18 protein-coding genes are annotated in these 17,929 nt (G+C 40.9%); 16 read left to right on the forward strand and 2 right to left on the reverse strand.

Going from position 1 to position 17,929, the window contains the following annotated elements; all coding sequences use genetic code 11:
* Positions 1–140: MerR family DNA-binding transcriptional regulator (locus tag E7413_03480; protein MBE7018922.1), on the reverse strand; the 140-nt coding region annotated here is incomplete at its 3' end.
* A gap of 303 nt (positions 141–443) precedes the next feature.
* A complete protein-coding gene (locus E7413_03485) occupies positions 444–1,097 on the reverse strand; it encodes an SGNH/GDSL hydrolase family protein (GenBank protein ID MBE7018923.1) in 654 nt (217 codons plus the stop codon).
* A 200-nt stretch (positions 1,098–1,297) separates the two neighbouring features.
* Between E7413_03485 and E7413_03490 the strand changes: the two genes are divergently transcribed.
* The 16 genes from E7413_03490 to E7413_03565 all read left to right on the forward strand — a co-directional run bounded on the left by E7413_03490 (position 1,298) and on the right by E7413_03565 (position 17,911).
* Complete coding sequence (locus tag E7413_03490; protein ID MBE7018924.1) at positions 1,298–2,338, forward strand: DUF2961 domain-containing protein; 1,041 nt, start codon at positions 1,298–1,300, stop codon at positions 2,336–2,338.
* A gap of 16 nt (positions 2,339–2,354) precedes the next feature.
* A complete protein-coding gene (locus E7413_03495; GenBank protein MBE7018925.1) occupies positions 2,355–3,659 on the forward strand; it encodes a hypothetical protein in 1,305 nt (434 codons plus the stop codon).
* A gap of 152 nt (positions 3,660–3,811) precedes the next feature.
* Entirely contained in the window at positions 3,812–4,486 is a 675-nt protein-coding gene (locus E7413_03500) for a hypothetical protein (GenBank protein MBE7018926.1), read from the forward strand.
* Between the two features lie 5 nt (positions 4,487–4,491).
* On the forward strand, positions 4,492–5,868 hold the full coding sequence (locus tag E7413_03505) for a hypothetical protein (protein MBE7018927.1): 1,377 nt from the start codon (positions 4,492–4,494) through the stop codon (positions 5,866–5,868).
* 37 nt (positions 5,869–5,905) lie between these two features.
* Positions 5,906–6,850 carry a hypothetical protein gene (locus E7413_03510; protein ID MBE7018928.1) on the forward strand — a complete coding sequence of 315 codons (945 nt, stop codon included), beginning with the start codon at positions 5,906–5,908 and terminating at the stop codon, positions 6,848–6,850.
* Between the two features lie 188 nt (positions 6,851–7,038).
* On the forward strand, positions 7,039–8,142 hold the full coding sequence (locus E7413_03515) for a DegT/DnrJ/EryC1/StrS family aminotransferase (protein MBE7018929.1): 1,104 nt from the start codon (positions 7,039–7,041) through the stop codon (positions 8,140–8,142).
* Between the two features lie 22 nt (positions 8,143–8,164).
* Positions 8,165–8,782, forward strand: coding sequence for a sugar transferase (locus E7413_03520; GenBank protein ID MBE7018930.1), 618 nt, complete (start codon positions 8,165–8,167; stop codon positions 8,780–8,782).
* Positions 8,775–9,386, forward strand: a complete 612-nt coding sequence (locus E7413_03525; GenBank protein ID MBE7018931.1) for an acetyltransferase — start codon at positions 8,775–8,777, stop codon at positions 9,384–9,386. The genes E7413_03520 and E7413_03525 overlap by 8 nt, the downstream gene beginning before the upstream one ends.
* Before the next feature lie 3 nt (positions 9,387–9,389).
* On the forward strand, positions 9,390–10,487 hold the full coding sequence (locus E7413_03530) for a glycosyltransferase family 4 protein (protein MBE7018932.1): 1,098 nt from the start codon (positions 9,390–9,392) through the stop codon (positions 10,485–10,487).
* Positions 10,484–11,803 carry a nucleotide sugar dehydrogenase gene (locus E7413_03535; GenBank protein ID MBE7018933.1) on the forward strand — a complete coding sequence of 440 codons (1,320 nt, stop codon included), beginning with the start codon at positions 10,484–10,486 and terminating at the stop codon, positions 11,801–11,803. The genes E7413_03530 and E7413_03535 overlap by 4 nt, the downstream gene beginning before the upstream one ends.
* Positions 11,804–11,807: 4 nt before the next feature.
* Entirely contained in the window at positions 11,808–12,782 is a 975-nt protein-coding gene (locus tag E7413_03540; GenBank protein MBE7018934.1) for an SDR family oxidoreductase, read from the forward strand.
* A gap of 45 nt (positions 12,783–12,827) precedes the next feature.
* Positions 12,828–13,934, forward strand: a complete 1,107-nt coding sequence (locus tag E7413_03545) for an EpsG family protein (GenBank protein ID MBE7018935.1) — start codon at positions 12,828–12,830, stop codon at positions 13,932–13,934.
* A gap of 122 nt (positions 13,935–14,056) precedes the next feature.
* Positions 14,057–14,497 (forward strand): acyltransferase, encoded by a 441-nt coding sequence (locus E7413_03550; GenBank protein MBE7018936.1) that lies wholly within the window; start codon positions 14,057–14,059, stop codon positions 14,495–14,497.
* Between the two features lie 13 nt (positions 14,498–14,510).
* Positions 14,511–15,782: a glycosyltransferase gene (locus E7413_03555; protein MBE7018937.1), complete on the forward strand. Its 1,272-nt coding sequence runs from the start codon at positions 14,511–14,513 to the stop codon at positions 15,780–15,782.
* Positions 15,783–15,822: 40 nt separating this feature from the next.
* On the forward strand, positions 15,823–16,920 hold the full coding sequence (locus E7413_03560) for a polysaccharide pyruvyl transferase family protein (protein ID MBE7018938.1): 1,098 nt from the start codon (positions 15,823–15,825) through the stop codon (positions 16,918–16,920).
* Between the two features lie 10 nt (positions 16,921–16,930).
* Positions 16,931–17,911: a hypothetical protein gene (locus E7413_03565; protein MBE7018939.1), complete on the forward strand. Its 981-nt coding sequence runs from the start codon at positions 16,931–16,933 to the stop codon at positions 17,909–17,911.
* Positions 17,912–17,929 lie beyond the last annotated feature (18 nt).

A 17,929-nucleotide genomic window follows, 5' to 3' on the forward strand; every position in this document is an offset into this window, starting at 1 on the left:
CGAAGAAGGGAATTTTCGTCGTAATAACGATAGCCTGTAAACCTATCCACATAGGCAGGCATCAACAATCCTATTTCATCGTAATAATGAAGTGTGCGCACACTTACACCTGTAAACTCGGCAAATTCCTTAATCTGCATTCTCAATTTTGTCACCTCCCAAAACAGAGTATACACTATGACGGAGCGTGAGAGTCAATACCTTTTGCAAAAAAAAATTGACTGACATTCGATAAATTCTAATTTGTCTGTTTCTTATTAAGTAACTATATTATAACATACTTTTACTCATTTGTCACTAATCAAAGATAAAATCAGCAAAACTGTTAGGCATAAATATTTATAAACTTGTATATTTTTTGTTCACCAATACTCATCTAATACAGAGACTATAAAAAAGTATAACAAAAAACCTCCGATGATTCGGAGTTTTTTTTCATAGAATTACAGATTTTTTAAAAATGTTTTTAAGGTGTTATAAAGGATTTCATGCCCTGCATCATTGGGATGTAATCCGTCCGGTACATAGTTTTCTTTGTGGCTTGCCAGGTTGGGGTTAATGTCACAATCGTGATATAAATCCAACACAGACAGCTTATGATATTCTGCCACTTCTTTAATGATATTCACATAAGTTTCCAAACAAGCTGCGGTGCGAACGTGGAATCCGTTATATACCATGTGTTCGTTATCACGGTGCAGGGGAGTCATTACTACAACGGCAGCATTGGGATATTTTTCACGGATTTTGATGCACAAATCGTGATATGCGCCGTAGAAGGTGTCAACTGTGCGGTCATCCATAGAGCCCAGTGCAGCATCACCGTGACCATAGTCATTGGTGCCACCAAAAATCACTACCACATCGGCATCTGCTTCCATGTTGGGAATACGGGTAGCAAAATAGTCATCATCAATTCTTGGGTCAACTCTTAAAGTGGCCTGGGGCGCAATTCTGGTGCCGCTGACACCGTAGCCGTACACCTTACAGCCGTCCTGTTCCAAACGTCTCCAGTAAATATTTTTTGGGTCTGCCACACCGATTCCTTCGGTGATGCTGTCGCCTAAAAACACAATTTTTTGATTGGTAAGTTCCATACTGAGCTTCCTCCCGAATACATTTTGAATTTTCTCATTGCTATTATAAAACAAGCGTGAGAAAATGTCAAGAAAATATGAGGAGTTTTGGTTTTTCTCAAAATATTACTTGCAAATTATTGGAATTTATGCTACACTGTAACCAGAGTTTTGACAGCAATGTTTTTCTGATAGAAATTTGATATTAGGAGATGAAAGAAATGTCCAGAATTCCTTCAAATCGTGTTAGTTTTACATTTACTGCGGAAAATCCAACCGGTGCCCGTAACGGCGGTACTCGCGGTGGTGACTGCGAAAAATTAAATCCCTGTTTTCAACTGCAACCCGGGGAAACCATGACAATTGTAGATGCCGAGGGTCCCGGTATGATTACACATATCTGGTTAGGCGGACTGCTGGGTCACGAGTCTATTATCCGTATGTATTGGGATGATGCCGAGTTTCCTTCGGTGGAAGCGCCTGCTTCCGCCTTTTTCGGATATCCCTATGATGAGGCTTATGTGAGAGTGGACAGAGATCATAAAATTATTACGTTAAATTCTTCCAAGGTGCTTCTGGCACCCACTCGCGGTTACAACTGTTATTGGGAAATGCCCTTCCGGAAACACTGCAAAATCACCATCGAAAACCGTGGTACCAAAGATGTTAATCTATTCTACGCAGTGTCCGGTTATTACGGGGAAATCCCAGAAGACTCAGGATATTTTCACGCTGTGTACCGTCACGAACATCCCGTGCAGAAAGGCCGTGCTTATACCGTTTTGGACAACGTGGAGGGCAAAGGATACTTTGCGGGTATGTTTTTTGCAGTTGGCGTGAACGGCACCAGCTGGTGTTGGTGTGAAGGGGAACCGAAGATGTATATCGACGGGGAAACTTATCCTTCCATTAACTATACAGGTACCGAGGACTATTTTTGCGGTTCCTATGCATTCGGTAACGACACCGTTCCAGAATGGTATCAGACCTATAGCGGTTTGTATGCAGGATTGTATGCCATTTTGGGGGACAACCGTGAAAAATATAACGTGCAGCAGCGATTCTTGTTGTACCGTTGGCATGATAAGGATCCCGTATGTTTTGACAAATCTTTCCGTATGACCATTGATGACGGCATTTATGAACCGCCGGTTCATTCCCCCAGATATGACGATTTTACCTCGGTGGCATTTTATTATCTTACCGAGCCGAAATCCTTACCTTTTGCATTGCCTTCTCATTTGGAATTATTTATGAGATAATCGGGAGTTTTTAGAAATGAATAATCAAAAAATTGCGGTGGGGCTTGATATCGGAACCACCACCGTCAGTGCGATTGTGCTGGATGCCAAAGAGCGAACCGTTCAGCAGATTTATAACGTGGAAAATGATTCCAAAATCCTTTCGGATCACCCCGGCGAGTTTATTCAGTCACCCAATCGCATCTGGGAGATTGTAAAAGAACTTTTAGACGATATTTTATCAAACTATTCCGTTACCTCTATCGGTGTGACCGGGCAAATGCACGGAATTCTTTTGATTTCCCCTGATGGAGAAGCGTTATCTCCCTTATATACCTGGCAGGATATGCAGGCAAGTTTGGGAGACAATTCTTCCTGCGAACAACTGGAAAAACTGACGAAAACCCGTGTGCCTGCAGGATACGGACTTGCTACATTATATCATTTGATTCAAACAAATAAGGTGCCGACCCTCCCCTATGTAACCGGCACCATTATGGATTTTATCACCATGAAGCTGTGTGGATTATCCCGCCCTGTGATGCATATTACCAATGCTGCATCCTGGGGATTTTTCAGTACTTCTCTAAACGACTTCGATGCCAATTTATTAGAGAAGGCAGGGATTCCCAAAGGGGTTTTACCCCTTGTAACTTCAGAGAAAACTGTGGTGGGAGAATATCAAAAAATACCCGTTGCGGTGGCAATCGGAGATAATCAGGCGGCATTTATGGGCTCCGTCAGTGATCCGGATAAAACCCTTTTAGTAAACATTGGAACAGGGAGCCAGGTTTCTTTGTTATCGGATCAAATTCCCGAAGAAGAAAGTTTATTGGTGGAAGCGCGTCCTTATGACGGGAATTCTTTGTTATACAGCGGTTCTTGTTTGTGCGGTGGCCGTTCTTATGCTTTGTTGGAGAAATTTTTCCGCCAGTTTGCTACCAAATGCGGATTGGAGAACAAGCCGTATTATGATGTGATCAATTCTTTGGCAAAGGAAGGTCTCGCATCGGGAAATATCGTGAATATTTCCACCACCTTTGCAGGAACCCGTGAAAATTCCAACCTTCGTGGTGCAATTACAAACATCGGAGAAGACAATTTTACCCCCGAATCCTTTGCGGCAGGTCTTTTGACAGGGATGGCAGAAGAACTGTATCAATTGTATCAAAAGATGCCTCACGAAGGGGTAAAAAAATTGGTTGCATCGGGAAACGGTGTGCGGAAAAATCCTGTTTTAAGACAGGTGATTGAAGAAGTATTCGAGATGAAATTAACCATTCCCGACCACACTGAAGAAGCAGCATTCGGCGTAGCAATGTTTGGTGTGGAAGCGATTTAATTTCTTTTTATCAATTCAGACGGCAATTCCCAAAAAGAGGATTGCCGTCTTTTTATTGACAGATTTTTTAAATTGTGATACAATATAAAAAGTGTTGAAACATTTGTAAGGAAGACATCATTTATATTTTACGATAAATTAGGAGATTTATTATGAAGAAAATGAAAAAGTTATTGTTGTTGTTTTTAGCAACGACTCTTTGTCTGACTGCTTGTCAAGCTCAGAATTCTGAGCCGGTGTCAGAAGAGGAAGAGGAAAAACTTCCTCAAGAGGATATTGTGAACTATATGGCATTGACTTATGTGAACGGAGCATCAACTGATGCTAATTATGCAGTGGAAACCGATATTGAGTTACCGGAGCGTCATTTTTTGTTTGAAGATGTGGTTTCCAATCCAGCTGAATTGATGGCGTATGAATATTTTTATGCTATCGGTACCGGGGATTATGAGTATCTTGTAAATCATATTGTTGGATCTGATTTAAAACGAAAAATGCAGTCAGTAGTGGATGCAGATGCTAACGGACTATTCTACAAGACTCTGACGCTTCATGAAATGGAAATTGTTCCCATTGAAGAGTTTTTTGATTTTGAGTATGCTTTTTGTGAAGAAGTTGCAACTTTGGCAGGGACAGCGAAATTGACGGAATATACTGTGGTGAAAGCCAGAGCAAGTTATGAATTTAACGATTTATCGTTGGAAGCAAATCCTGAACTGGTTGATGACGAAGTTACCCTCTATATTTTTGTGGGACGAACCGACGGAGATTATTTCTTATTCGAAGCTTACGGAGAAGACTTTGTAAAAAATGTGACTGAGGAGTAAGATTCATGAAACGTAAAACAACACTTTTATTGGCGATGATACTTGCATTTTCTGTAGCTTTTGGGATGGTTGCCAACGCTTCTTACAGCGGTTGGGCTGAGGAAGCTCTTCTTGACGCGAAAAACAGCGGAGTGTTAACGCAGGATGGGTTTTATGATTATCGCACCCCCATGTTAAGAGGTGAACTTGCATCCGTTTTGGTTCGTGCTTATGAAAATGCAACCGGAAAATCTGTACCCAAAAACGGACAAAGTGTTTTTTCGGATGCCTCTAAAGATGCGGACACATTATACCGTTTAGGTATTATGAATGGTGTTGGTGACGGTAAGTTTTCTCCCCACACTGCGGTTACCAGAGAGCAGATTGCAAAAATTATTTTAATGTTACAGTCAGTTTGCAGTGGGGAAGAACTGGTATTACCCGCTTGGTATGAAAACCCTTTCACTGATTTTTATGCGGTTTCCGAATGGGCAAAACCTTATGTGGAAAAGGCGTATGTTGAAGGTGTTATCACCGGTTATGATGATGGTAGTTTCCGTGGTGGCAATAGTGTTTCCAAAGAAGAAGCTATCGTTCTGTTGATGCGTTCTTTGAATCTTCACGTCAATGGAACTGCAACTGCGGTGAACAGTAAATTGACATGGAATGTGACCAATGATTGGAAATCGGGTGAGCATACCATTACCTGGAGCCGTTTAGCACCGGGAACTGAATATGTTTTAACCATTACAGAACAGAGAAATTCCCGTTATGAAGGGGATATTCCGCCCAACGGTCCCTACCAGTACCGATATGTGGATCGGTTTGACCATCCGTTGTATTTTTATCCTAACCGCACCTATCAGATTAGCTTGACAGCGGCAGGACAGACCTTGGAAAGAAGCATCTATATTCCTCAGATATATACACCGGCTATGGAAACGATTTCGAGTGCTTTGCCTACCACTCAGACAGAAGCAGCAGGCTTGCAGGCTAAGGTTACCGTTCCAATTTGGAAAATGCGTTCAGATGGCAGTAAATATGAATCTTCTGCACAACTGACAGTTCATTGGGCGATTGCAGATCAGGTTGTTAAGGTGTTTACGGAAATCTTTAACGGCACTGAAAAATTCCCCATAAAAGATTTGGGTGCTTATGCTTGGCGTGGCGGCAGAAGCGAGCATAACTGGGGAACTGCCATTGATATCAATGCCAATGAAAACTATTGTATTTATAAGGATGGAACCACCATCGGAAGTTTCTGGAAACCTTATGAAAATCCCTATTCCATTACCCCTTATGGTGATGTAATCAACGCTTTTGAAAAGTACGGATTTACTTGGGGCGGAGATTCCTGGTCTAATCCGAAAGATTATATGCATTTCTCATATCTGGGTACCTAAGCAGTGATGTGATCTCTGCAAGAAGCGAGGAATTTGTATGAAAAACAAAAAACAAAAGACAGAAAAAAATCAGCAGAATGAGCTGAACAACAATCATCAGAAAACAGCCAAAAAACGAAAAAAGTGGCCTTGGATTCTGCTGGTGATTTTATTGATTCTTGCCATTGGACTTGTCATTTTGGCAAAGTGGCAATGGAATAATATTATGGCAATCCATTATGCTACAAAATACACTTCAAAGCAGCTTTCTGAGATGCAAATGAAAAACGAAAGTGCTTTGCAGGAAATGTGCGAGGAAGTTTCCGGTGTGGATATTACCAGATTGCCCGAAGAAGCGGAAAAACATTTGCAAACAGGGAAGCTTTCTCAAGAAGACGCTGTTGCAATTTTAATCGGAGAAAAACGTTGGGATGAAAAAACCAAAAAAGCAGTTCCTGTGGAACCATCTTTGGTGGAGGGAGAAACTGCATCAGAAGGAACCGAACAGTCGGGAAATTCAGGGGATACCCAAACTGCCGACACAACTCAATTGGCAAACGGTACCGAAGCTTCAGGTGGCGAAAACACAACTGTTGATAACGCACCTTCCAACAGCGGAAATTCCGCAAGTTCCGAAGAAGTTGCCACCAACACATCCGGTCAGAATGCTGCAAACTCTGCACCTTCCCGAGTAGATGAAATTATTGCGCAGATTTATGTGTTGCGTTCCGGTTATGTGGGGCAGTTAGACGGTTTGGTTGTGCAGGGCTGGAGAGAATATAAAAGAGGCGAAATCTCCAAACAGGGAGCAATTTCCAAATATATCGGAATCGGAAATAGCCTGGAAGGACAATGCGATGCTCAGATGGAATCGCTTCTTTCAGAATTGCAGACGGAATTGGTTCGTATTGGCGGAGATACCGGTCTGATTGGTCAGATTCGCCAAACTTATCAATCACAAAAAAGCATCAAAAAAGCAGAAATGATTGCAAAATATCAATAATTATCATTCAAAAAAGAGAAAGGGCGACTTTTCTCTTTTTTTTGTGGCAAAAAACGTTTGAAAAAAGGAATTTTTCCGCGAAAAAACCGTAGAAAATTGAGAAAATCACTTGCCATTTTATAATTAGTGTGTTATAATATTGTAGTTAAAGTATATCTTTTTTTAGACTTTTGGAGGTGCAGTTTTCCATGGGTGAACGAATTTATTTATCTTCCCCTCATATGTGTGGAAAGGAAATGGCATATATCAACGAAGCATTTGAAACCAACTGGATTGCTCCTTTGGGAAAAAATGTGACTGAATTTGAAAATGAAATGTGCAAAAAAACCGGTGCTGATCAAGCAATTGCCATGTCTGCAGGAACTGCGGCTTTACATATGGCACTTCGTTATTTAGGCGTGGGCAGAGGGGACGTGGTATTCTGCACATCTATGACCTTTGCGGCAAGCTGTAATCCCATTGTGTATGAGGGCGGCACCCCCGTGTTTATTGATAGTGAGCCCAATAGCTGGAATATGTCACCTGCGGCTTTAAAAAAAGCTTTTGAGAAATATCCCAACCCGAAAGCCATTGTGGTTGTGAATTTATACGGTCAGTCTGCTGACTACGATGAAATTTTAAAACTGGCAAAAGAACATAACGTTCCCATTGTGGAAGACGCTGCAGAAAGCTTAGGTGCCACTTATAAAGGACAAATGACCGGTACCATTGGTGATTTTGGAGTGCTGTCTTTCAATGGCAATAAAATTATTACCACTTCCGGCGGCGGAATGCTTCTTTGCAAAACCAAAGAAGAAAAGGAAAAAATCCTGAAATGGATTACCCAGTCCCGTGACCCTGCCCGACACTATCAGCATACCGAACTTGGTTTTAATTACAGAATGTCTAATATTTGTGCAGGGATTGGCAGAGGTCAGTTGACTGCTTTGGATGACCGTGTTGCCAAGAAAACTGAAATTTATCATACTTATCGGGATGCATTTTCAGATTTGCCCGTGGATATGATGCCTGTTTGTGATTACGGTGTTCCCAATTTCTGGCTCTCTTGTATGACAGTCCGTGGCACTGACCCTGTAAAACTGATGGAAGCACTGGAAGCAGAAAATATTGAATCCCGTCCCATCTGGAAACCCATGCATCTGCAACCGTTCTATGCAGAGTGCGACTACTTTATGCACGATGGAGATGTTTCCAAAGGTATTTTTGAAACCGGCATCTGCTTGCCTTCTGATACCAAAATGTCAAAAGAACAGCAGAATCGCGTAATCGATATTATCAAAGCTCAATTCTAAACGAGCAAAAAGGAGTAAAAAAATGTACCGTAAATTCGGAAAACGTTTTTTCGATATTATTTGTTCCCTGTTGGCGCTTGTAGTGTTTTCCTGGCTATACATTATCATTGCCATTTTAGTGGCAATCTTTTTGGGAAGACCTGTTTTTTTCAAACAGGAGCGTCCCGGGAAAGATGAAAAGATTTTTAAACTTTATAAATTCCGCACGATGACGGACAAGCGTGACGAAAACGGAAACCTGTTGCCTGACGAAGTGCGCCTTACCAAATTCGGGAAGTTCCTCCGTGCCACCAGTTTAGACGAATTGCCGGAAGCTATCAACATCTTAAAAGGGGATATGTCTATCATCGGACCAAGACCTTTACTGGTGCAGTATCTGCCGTTGTATAACGAAGAGCAGAAACACCGTCATGATGTGCGGCCCGGTTTATCAGGTTTAGCGCAGGTCAACGGCAGAAACGCTATTACCTGGGAAGAAAAATTTAAGCTGGATGTGGAATATGTGAATCACGTAACCTTCATAGGTGATGTGAAAATCATTTTCCAAACCGTGTGGAAAGCTTTTGCCAAACAGGAAGGTATCAATCAGGATGGTTCCGCTACGATGGAACCCTTTAAAGGAAGTAAGCAAGATGCATAAAGATGTGATTATCATTGGTGCAGGCGGTCACGCCAAAGTGATTGCCGATATTGTAAGAAAATCGGGAGACAATTTAGTTGGCTTTCTGGATGATTCTAAGGAGGCTGGAACCGAATTTTTCGATGCTTTTATTTTAGGAAAGACCGATTCTTATCATGAATATCGGGACAAAGAATTTATCATTGCGATTGGTAACAATGGCATTCGCCAAAAGATTGCCGAGCAAATGAGGGACGTTACCTTCTATACTGCCATTCATCCCGCAGCGGTAATTGCTGAGGGCGTTACGATTGGTGAAGGCACCTGCGTGATGACAAATGCGGTGGTGAATTCTGACGCAAAAATCGGGAAGCACTGTATCGTAAATACTGCATCCGTGGTGGAGCACGACAATGTGATTTCTGATTATGTGCATATTTCGCCGGCAGCGGCGTTAGCAGGCACAGTAACCATTGGGGAAAGAACCCATGTGGGAATTGGTGCCAAGGTGAAAAATAACACAGACATTTGTGCCGAGGTGGTAGTTGGTGCAGGTGCCGTGGTGGTAAAAAATATTACCGAAGGGGGAACTTATGTGGGAGTTCCTGCAAGAAAGGTGAAATAGCCTATGAAAAAGATTCTGATTCTTGCCAATCTGGATATGGGGCTTTACAATTTCAGAAAAGAATTGTTGGAAAAGCTTTTGTCAAAGGGATACGAAGTGCATATCAGTTTGCCGCAGGGTCCCAGAGTAAAGGATATGGAAGAGATGGGATGTCATTATATTGAAACTCCCGTGGACAGACGGGGTATGAATCCTGTTGCTGATTTAAAATTATTTTTTGCTTACCGGAAAATCTTAAAGCAATTGCAACCTGATGTGGTTTTAACCTACACCATCAAGCCCAATATTTACGGCGGACTTGCCTGCCGTATGGCAAAGGTGCCTTACCTTTCCAACATCACGGGATTAGGTTCTGCAGTGCATAATGGTGGATTAGTTGCCAAAATTTTAATGATGATGTACCGTCAATCCGCAAAATATGCAAGCTGTCTCTTTTTCCAGAACAGTCAGAATTTAGAATTTTTTAAAGAACAAAAAGCAATTGCCGAAAATCACGTATTGCTTCCCGGATCAGGCGTCAACATCAAAGAGTATGCTTACGAAAAATATCCTCCCTCCGATAATCCTCTGTCCTTTTTGTTTATCGGTAGACTGATGCGAGATAAAGGTGTAGGCGAGCTAGTGCAAGCTGCACGCAATATCCGTAAGGATTACCCTGAAATCACCTTTGATTTAGTGGGCTTTTGCGAAGAAGAATATCAGGATACTTTTGATGAATTAAACGAAGGTAATGTGGTAAATGCGTTAGGACAGCAGAAAAACGTGCGGGAATTTATCGTAAGCCATTCTGCAACCGTATTGCCGTCTTATCACGAAGGAACGGCAAATGTGCTGTTAGAAAGTGCGGCATCAGGAAGACCTTGTATTGCAAGTAAAATTCCCGGCTGCATGGAAATTATTGATCATACTATTACCGGGTACACCTTTGAAGCCAGAAGTGTTTCGGCATTAGAAGAAGCCCTTCGGAAGTTTATCCGTTTATCTTATGAGGAACGTAAGCAGATGGGCATTTTAGGACGTTTAAAAATGGAGCGGGAATATGACCGCAAAATTATTATAGATTATTATTTACGAGAAATCGGGAAGGTGGAAGAACAATGAACTTGTATGAAAAAATTGTAAATCGTCAGGAAAAAATTTCTTTAATTGGGTTAGGCTACGTGGGAATGCCCATTGCAGTTGCTTTTGCCAAAAAAGTAGATGTCATCGGATTTGACCTAAATGAGAAGAAAATCCAATTGTATCAAAACGGAATTGACCCCACTAAAGAAGTTGGAGATGCAGCCATTAAAGAATCCACTGTGGAATTTACCTCCGACCCCAAAAAACTGCAGGAAGCAAAATTTCATATCGTAGCGGTACCCACGCCTGTCAATTCAGACCATACGCCTGATTTAACTCCCGTGGAAGGTGCCAGCAAAATTTTAGGTCAGAATCTGACCAAAGGTTCTGTGGTAGTGTTTGAAAGCACCGTATATCCCGGTGTAACCGAAGATATTTGTGTGCCGATTTTAGAGAAAGAAAGTGGCTTAAAATGCGGTGTTGATTTTAAAATCGGATATTCTCCCGAGAGAATCAATCCCGGTGATAAAGTACACAGACTGGAAACTATTGTAAAAATTGTTTCCGGTATGGATGAAGAAACCTTGGATACCGTTGCTAAAGTGTATGAACTGGTGGTACAAGCAGGGGTTCACCGTGCGGAAAGTATCAAGGTTGCAGAAGCAGCCAAAGTTATTGAGAACTCTCAGCGTGATATCAACATTGCGTTTATGAATGAATTATCCATTATTTTTAACAAAATGGGAATTGATACCAAAGCTGTTTTGGAAGCTGCCGGCACTAAATGGAATTTCTTGAAATTCTTCCCCGGTCTGGTTGGCGGTCACTGTATCGGTGTAGATCCCTACTATCTCACCTATAAGGCAGAACAGCTTGGATACCACAGCAAAATTATTTTGTCTGGTCGTACCATCAATGACGATATGGGAAAATACGTGGCAGAAAATATTATCAAAAACTTAATCCGTGCAGATGTTTCCATCAAGCACGCCAAAGTGGCTCTTTTGGGCTTTACCTTTAAGGAAAATTGCCCCGATACCAGAAATACCCGTGTGATTGATATTATCAACGAACTTGCGGAATACGATTTGGTTCCTATGGTGTATGATCCTGTTGCAGACAAAGGGGAAGCATTGCATGAATACGGCATTGAATTTGCATCCTTAGAAGATATCCGTGATGTGGATTGCTTGATTATTGCTGTGGGACACGAAGAATTTATGAAGATGAATCTTTCTGATTTTGATAAACTCTTTAAAAATGTGCCCAACAACAAAAAAGTGTTGGTGGACATCAAAGGCGTTTTAAACAGAAAAGAAGCAGAAAGCTTAGATTATAACTATTGGAGATTGTAAGATTATGGGTTACAAGGATTTGAAATTCCCTGAAAATTCTCGCTTTTTGGTAACCGGCGGAGCAGGTTTTATCGGTTCCAACATTTGTGAAGCCATTTTAAATATGGGATTTTTTGTTCGTTGCCTGGATGATTTTTCTACCGGTAAGCGGGAAAATATTGCGCCTTTTTTAGACAATCCCAATTTTGAATTGTTAGAAGGGGATATCCGTGATTTAGATACCTGTATGAAAGCTTGCGAAGGTATCGATTATGTGTCTCATCAGGCAGCCTGGGGAAGTGTTCCCAGAAGTATTGAAATGCCGTTGTTGTATGAAGATATCAACATTGGCGGCACCTTAAATATGATGGAAGCGGCACGTCAGAATCATGTGAAAAAATTTGTGTATGCTTCCAGTTCTTCTGTATACGGGGACGAACCAAATCTTCCCAAAACCGAAGACAGAGTGGGCAAAGTTTTATCTCCGTATGCCCTGACCAAAAAAACCAATGAGGAATACGGCAGACTTTATACCAAATTGTACGGTCTGGAAACGGTTGGCTTCCGTTATTTCAACGTGTTTGGACGCCGCCAGGACCCTCACGGCTACTATGCAGCGGTGATTCCGAAATTTGTAAAGGCACTGCTCAATGATGAGGCTCCTACCATCAACGGAGACGGCAAACAGTCCCGTGATTTTACTTATATTGAAAATGTAATCGAAGCCAACTTAAAAGGAATGTTATCCGGTCCGGAAGCGGCAGGTGAGGCCTTTAACGTGGCATACGGCGGTCAGGAATACCTGATTGACTTGTACTATAAACTATGCGAATTATTAGGCAAAAATATTGAACCAAATTTTGGTCCCGACAGAGCAGGGGATATCAAGCATTCCAATGCGGATATCACAAAAGCGAGAAAATTGTTGGGCTATCATCCTGAGTACGATTTTGCCAGCGGTATTGAATTAGCGGTAGATTGGTATCGTGAGAATTTGTAACCATTTTAAAATTATTAGGAAAATGTTAGTAACAGAGGTTAATTTATGACGCCTTATGTATTTATGATTCTTATTTGGGTAGTGCTGTTTTACTACCTGTTATATCGGAACGAAGGTATCTCAGAGGAAGGTATGGAAAAGCGAAGACAAATTTTCGTGTGGCTTGCCGGAACCACCTTGTTTGTGATTATGGGCTTCCGACACAATGGTGTCGGAGTCGATACCAAGCATTATCTGAGCAGATATCATTCGACAGCATATTATGACTGGGATGTGTTTAAGCATTGGGATCTATGGCGTGAGGAAGAACTTGGATTTCTCTTTTTCACTAAGATTTTATATGTGTGGAAAATTCCTTTTCAAGTATACCTGATTCTTTATGCTCTATTTATTTCCATTTGTATTTCTAAATTCATTTTAAAATGGAGCAAGAACCCATTTTGGGGATTTTATTTGCACGCTACTATTGGAATGTTTACCATGTCAATGTCCGGAATTCGACAGTCAATTGCTTGCTGTATCTGCTGGCTGGCAATTGATTATATTCTAGAGAAAAAGCCCGTTCGGTTTGTATTGATGGTCATTTTGGCATCTACTTTCCATCAGTCTGCAATTTTCTTTTTGGTATTTTATTTTGCACGCTATCTCAAAATTAAAAAGATCAGCGGATGGTTTTTTGCAGGTGTATCAGTAGCTAGTATTTTTCTTCGCTCGATTTTTACACCGATTCTGGAATATTTTATGCCCGAAAAATATGAAATTTACGGCGCGGTTAGTGATAAGTATCCTATCAATCCGTTGTTGGTAATGGTGGCACTTTTGATTCCGATGTTTTGTCTGTTTTTCTGGGAACGCAGGAAAATCAAAAATGAACGAGACGACCAGTTTCAGTCTCTTTGTTTTGTAGGTTCCTTCGCTTACGCCATTATTCAGGTGTTAGGTCTTTCTTCTAATGCGATTGGACGTATGTGTTATTACTTTTATATTTTCAATGTAATTCTGCTCGGAAATGTTATTACGGATATTGAAGACAGAAATACGCGATATATCGCGTCTGCTTTTGCAATCCTTTTGCCGGGATATATGTTCTTTAAAGCACACAGCTTGGGGATTGCGCCCTATTATTTCTTTTGGCAAGTATACGGTTCGTAAAAAAATTTGTTGCATGAGGTATCAATATGTTAAAACGGATTTTTGGTTTGTTACCGAAATTATACAATAAAATCTATGCCGTGGTAAACCACGTTGGATATGCTAAGCACATTGGTGTGAATATGAAAGGAAGAACCTATATATACGGAAATCCTTATAAAATGTTTTCTACCGAGCCTTGGTGTGTTACATTGGGTGATAATGTGCATATTACCAACGAGGTTGTTTTTGTTTGTCACGACGGCGGAACGTTGGTGTTCCGACATTTGGTTCCCGATTTGGAAATTACCAAACCGATTACTGTTGGTGACAATGTATTTATTGGTACTCGCAGCATTATTATGCCCGGCGTTCACATCGGCAATAATGTGATTATTGCTGCAGGTTCTGTTGTTAGTAAGGATTTGCCGGATAATGGAGTGTATGGCGGCGTTCCTGCTAAATTCATTAAACCGATGGACGAATATTTTGAAAAAATTCAGCAAGAATCCTTGCATCTGGGCCATTTAAAAGGTAAGGAAAAAGATAGAGAATTACGAAAAGTTCTGCTCAAGCAGGAATGATAATGTAGAAAAGATGGGGAAGAATATGAAAGTTTTATGGATTATGTATGCACCCTTGGGGCAATTATCCAAAGCATTGGGATTCGGTTGCGCGCAAAGCGGAACCTGGATTGACGGTGCGATGGACTCCTTGTTGGAAGCAGATTCTAATGTGGAACTCGCCGTTCTGACTACTGCGAAAATCAAAGAAACTCGCAGAAAAAACGAAAACGGTGTAGAATATGTGTGCCTGAATTTAGGCAGATGTCCCCGTGGGAAAAGCACATCCAAAGCGAAGTTGAATGTTTGGCTTGCGGAAATTAAACGAATCAACCCTGATGTAATTCATATTTGGGGAACCGAGTATTCCATTGGTTATGATTTGGCAAGAGCAATCCGCAATATCCCCATTGTGTATCGGATTCAGGGAGCGATCAACTCCATCAGTAAATACCCCAACGGTCATTTACCTGTTCGGAAAATGAAGCAAGAGCTGTCATTTTTTGACGGATTAAAAGCCAATAAATATGATAAAGATTCCCGTTTTATGGAAAAACAGGCAGAAATGGAGCTGGCAATGATAAAAGACTCAGCAGCCATTTTTTCCGATAATGAATGGGCGCTGATGCAATATCAGATGAAAATGCCCCAGCTTCCCGTTTATTTTGACCAGCTTCCGATTCGGGAAGTATTTTTTGAAAACACTTGGGAGCTGGATAAAGTAACACCGCACAGCTTATTTTGCTTAGCAGGGCGAACTGCCTACAAGGGGCTTCATCAGGCAATCGAAGCGGTGGCTTTATTGAAGGATGAGTTTCCGGATATTCTTTTGCGAATTCCCGGAAGCATTGCCTCCAGAAATCCAAAATGGTTGTTTGAACCTACCTACATTACCTATTTAAGAAAGCTAATTAAAAAATACGGTTTAGAAAAGAATGTGGAATTTTTAGGGGCATTATCTTCTGAGCAAATGGCAGAGTATATGCTAAAGAGCCAGCTGTTTATTATGCCCTCTGTGATTGAAAATGAATCTGCCACTTTGCGAGAGGCAATGACAATGGGTATGCCTGTGGTATCTGCATTTGCAGGGGATATCTATGAGGTGGTTGTCCATAAAGAAACAGGCCTTTTGTACCGTTATGAAGAATACGAACATTTAGCGTATTTTATCAAGACTTTATTTAGTGATACCGAGTTTTCCGTGGAAATGGGAAAACGTGCTGAGGCATTTTTAAAGGAAAAATACAAAGAACACGATTACGGAAAAATCCTTTGCGATATTTATGCCAAAGTGTTGAAACAGTAGTTTTTAGAGTGTAGCAACCAAAATATATAAAGGTGATGAAATGATGAAACGTGTCGGAATTATAACGATGTATCACAACAGCGAAAATTACGGCGGGATTCTGCAGGCATATGCCTTGGCAAAAAAATTGAATTTACTGGGTGCTGATGCCAAGCAAATCAGTTTTGACGCTTGCGGTAGCCGTGTTTTTGCACCGAAGAAATCTATTGTTACTTCTGTGAAAACTACCATGGCAAAAATTTTAAAAATGCTTTCTGCGGGGAATGCTCGAAAAAGCAAAATAATCCAAAAGTTTCGGGACGATATTCCCCATACATCAGTTGTGAATCCCGACAACATTAAAAGTATCGTGAACGATTTTGATGTGTTCATTACAGGAAGCGACCAGGTGTGGAATCCTTTGGCAATGTGCAAGGAATATCTGCTTAGCTTTGTTCCGCCCGAAAAAACCAAGCTCTCTTATGCTGCCAGCATCAGCAGAGATCGGCTGACGGGGGAAGAGCAAGCCGTATTTCAGAATTATTTAAGCACCTTTACCGATATTTCGGTAAGAGAATCCCACGATGTTGCCTTGTTGGAAGAATGTGTCAACAAAAAAATTGAGTGGGTTCTGGATCCGGTGTTTTTATTGGATCAAGCAGAGTGGGAGGATGCGGCTTGCAAACGTCTGATTGAAAAGCCTTATGTTTTTTGTTATTTCTTAAATGATAAAAATAAGGACGCAGCTTTAATGAAAGAATTTGCCAATCAAACCAATACGGTTACGGTGCAGATTGACGGTTTAACCATGTCTTCTAAAAAGATGGCCGATCAAACCATAAAAAATGTGGGACCGAGACAATTTTTATCATTAATCAAACATGCAGAGCATGTTTTGACGGACAGTTTTCATGCAATGTCATTTTCGTTTCTCTTTCGGAAAAATTTTATTGTTTTTCCGCGAAATACAGAGAGAACCATGGAATCAAGAATCACCTCCTTTTTGCAGTTACTTGGCAGAGAAGACCGCTTTGTGGATGCTAAAGAGGTAAAAGTAAGTGAGCTTTTGGCATTAAAACCAATGGATTATAACGTTTCTTATCAGGATTTCGAAGAGAGAAAAGCACATTCTGAAAACTTTTTAAAAAAATATTTATAAGGGAAATAGTATGGAGTACACATTTGATTTCATAGAATCCTATGGGATGTATGTAAATAACACATCCTTGCAACAAAAAAGCTCCTCGGGAGGTATTTTTGGGCTCCTTGCGGAAGCAGTGATTACAAAAGGTGGAACCGTATTTGGTGCCGCTTTTTGCGATGATTTTCAATCTGTAAAACATATCGCGGTGAACGATAGTGAGGAATTGGGGAAACTTCGGGGCTCCAAATATGTTAGAAGCGATTTTAGCGAATCCCTCTCTAAGGTGCAAAGCCTGTTGGAGCAGGGAAGAGAGGTTTTGTTTTCCGGAACACCTTGCCAGATTTCCGCTCTGAAAAAAATTTTAAAAAAAGATTACCACAATTTACTGACTGTAGCCGTGATTTGCCACGGAACTCCCAAACAAAAGGTATGGGCAGATTATTTAAGAGAACTGGAAACAACTTATCAGAGTAAGGTGATAGCTGTAAATTTCCGTGATAAAAGCGAAAGTTACAAAAAATACAGTATTTGTATACAATTTGCAAACGGAAAACAATATCTCAAAACAAAAGACCAAGATATTTACATGTGTGGTTTCTTGCAGAATATTACCTTGGAAAAGAGCTGCTTTAACTGTCATTTCAAAGGAGATAACATTGAAAGTGACATTATTTTAGGAGATTTTTGGGGTGTGGAAAATATTGCACCCGAACTGCAGAACAATTGCGGAACTTCCCTTGTGATCGTGCGGAGTGAAAAAGGACAGAATGCCGTGAACGACTTGCTGTCTTGCACGAAATATCAGCAGGTGGACGCAAAAAAAGCAACCGGCTGCAACAGTTCTCTGTTTTGTTCTGCAAAAAAACCTGAGAATTATGATTTGTTTTGGGATTCGTATGACGAAAAACAGTGTGCAAAATCTATCGGAAAATTTTTACAAAAGAAAAATTATCTTTCGTTATTAAAGAATAAATTGGGCAAATTTTTGGCCAAAGGGAAACGCTAGACGTAGGAGGTAAGAAAA

This window comes from Oscillospiraceae bacterium, from assembly GCA_015068645.1.
Lineage (GTDB): Bacteria > Bacillota > Clostridia > UMGS1840 > UMGS1840 > SIG452.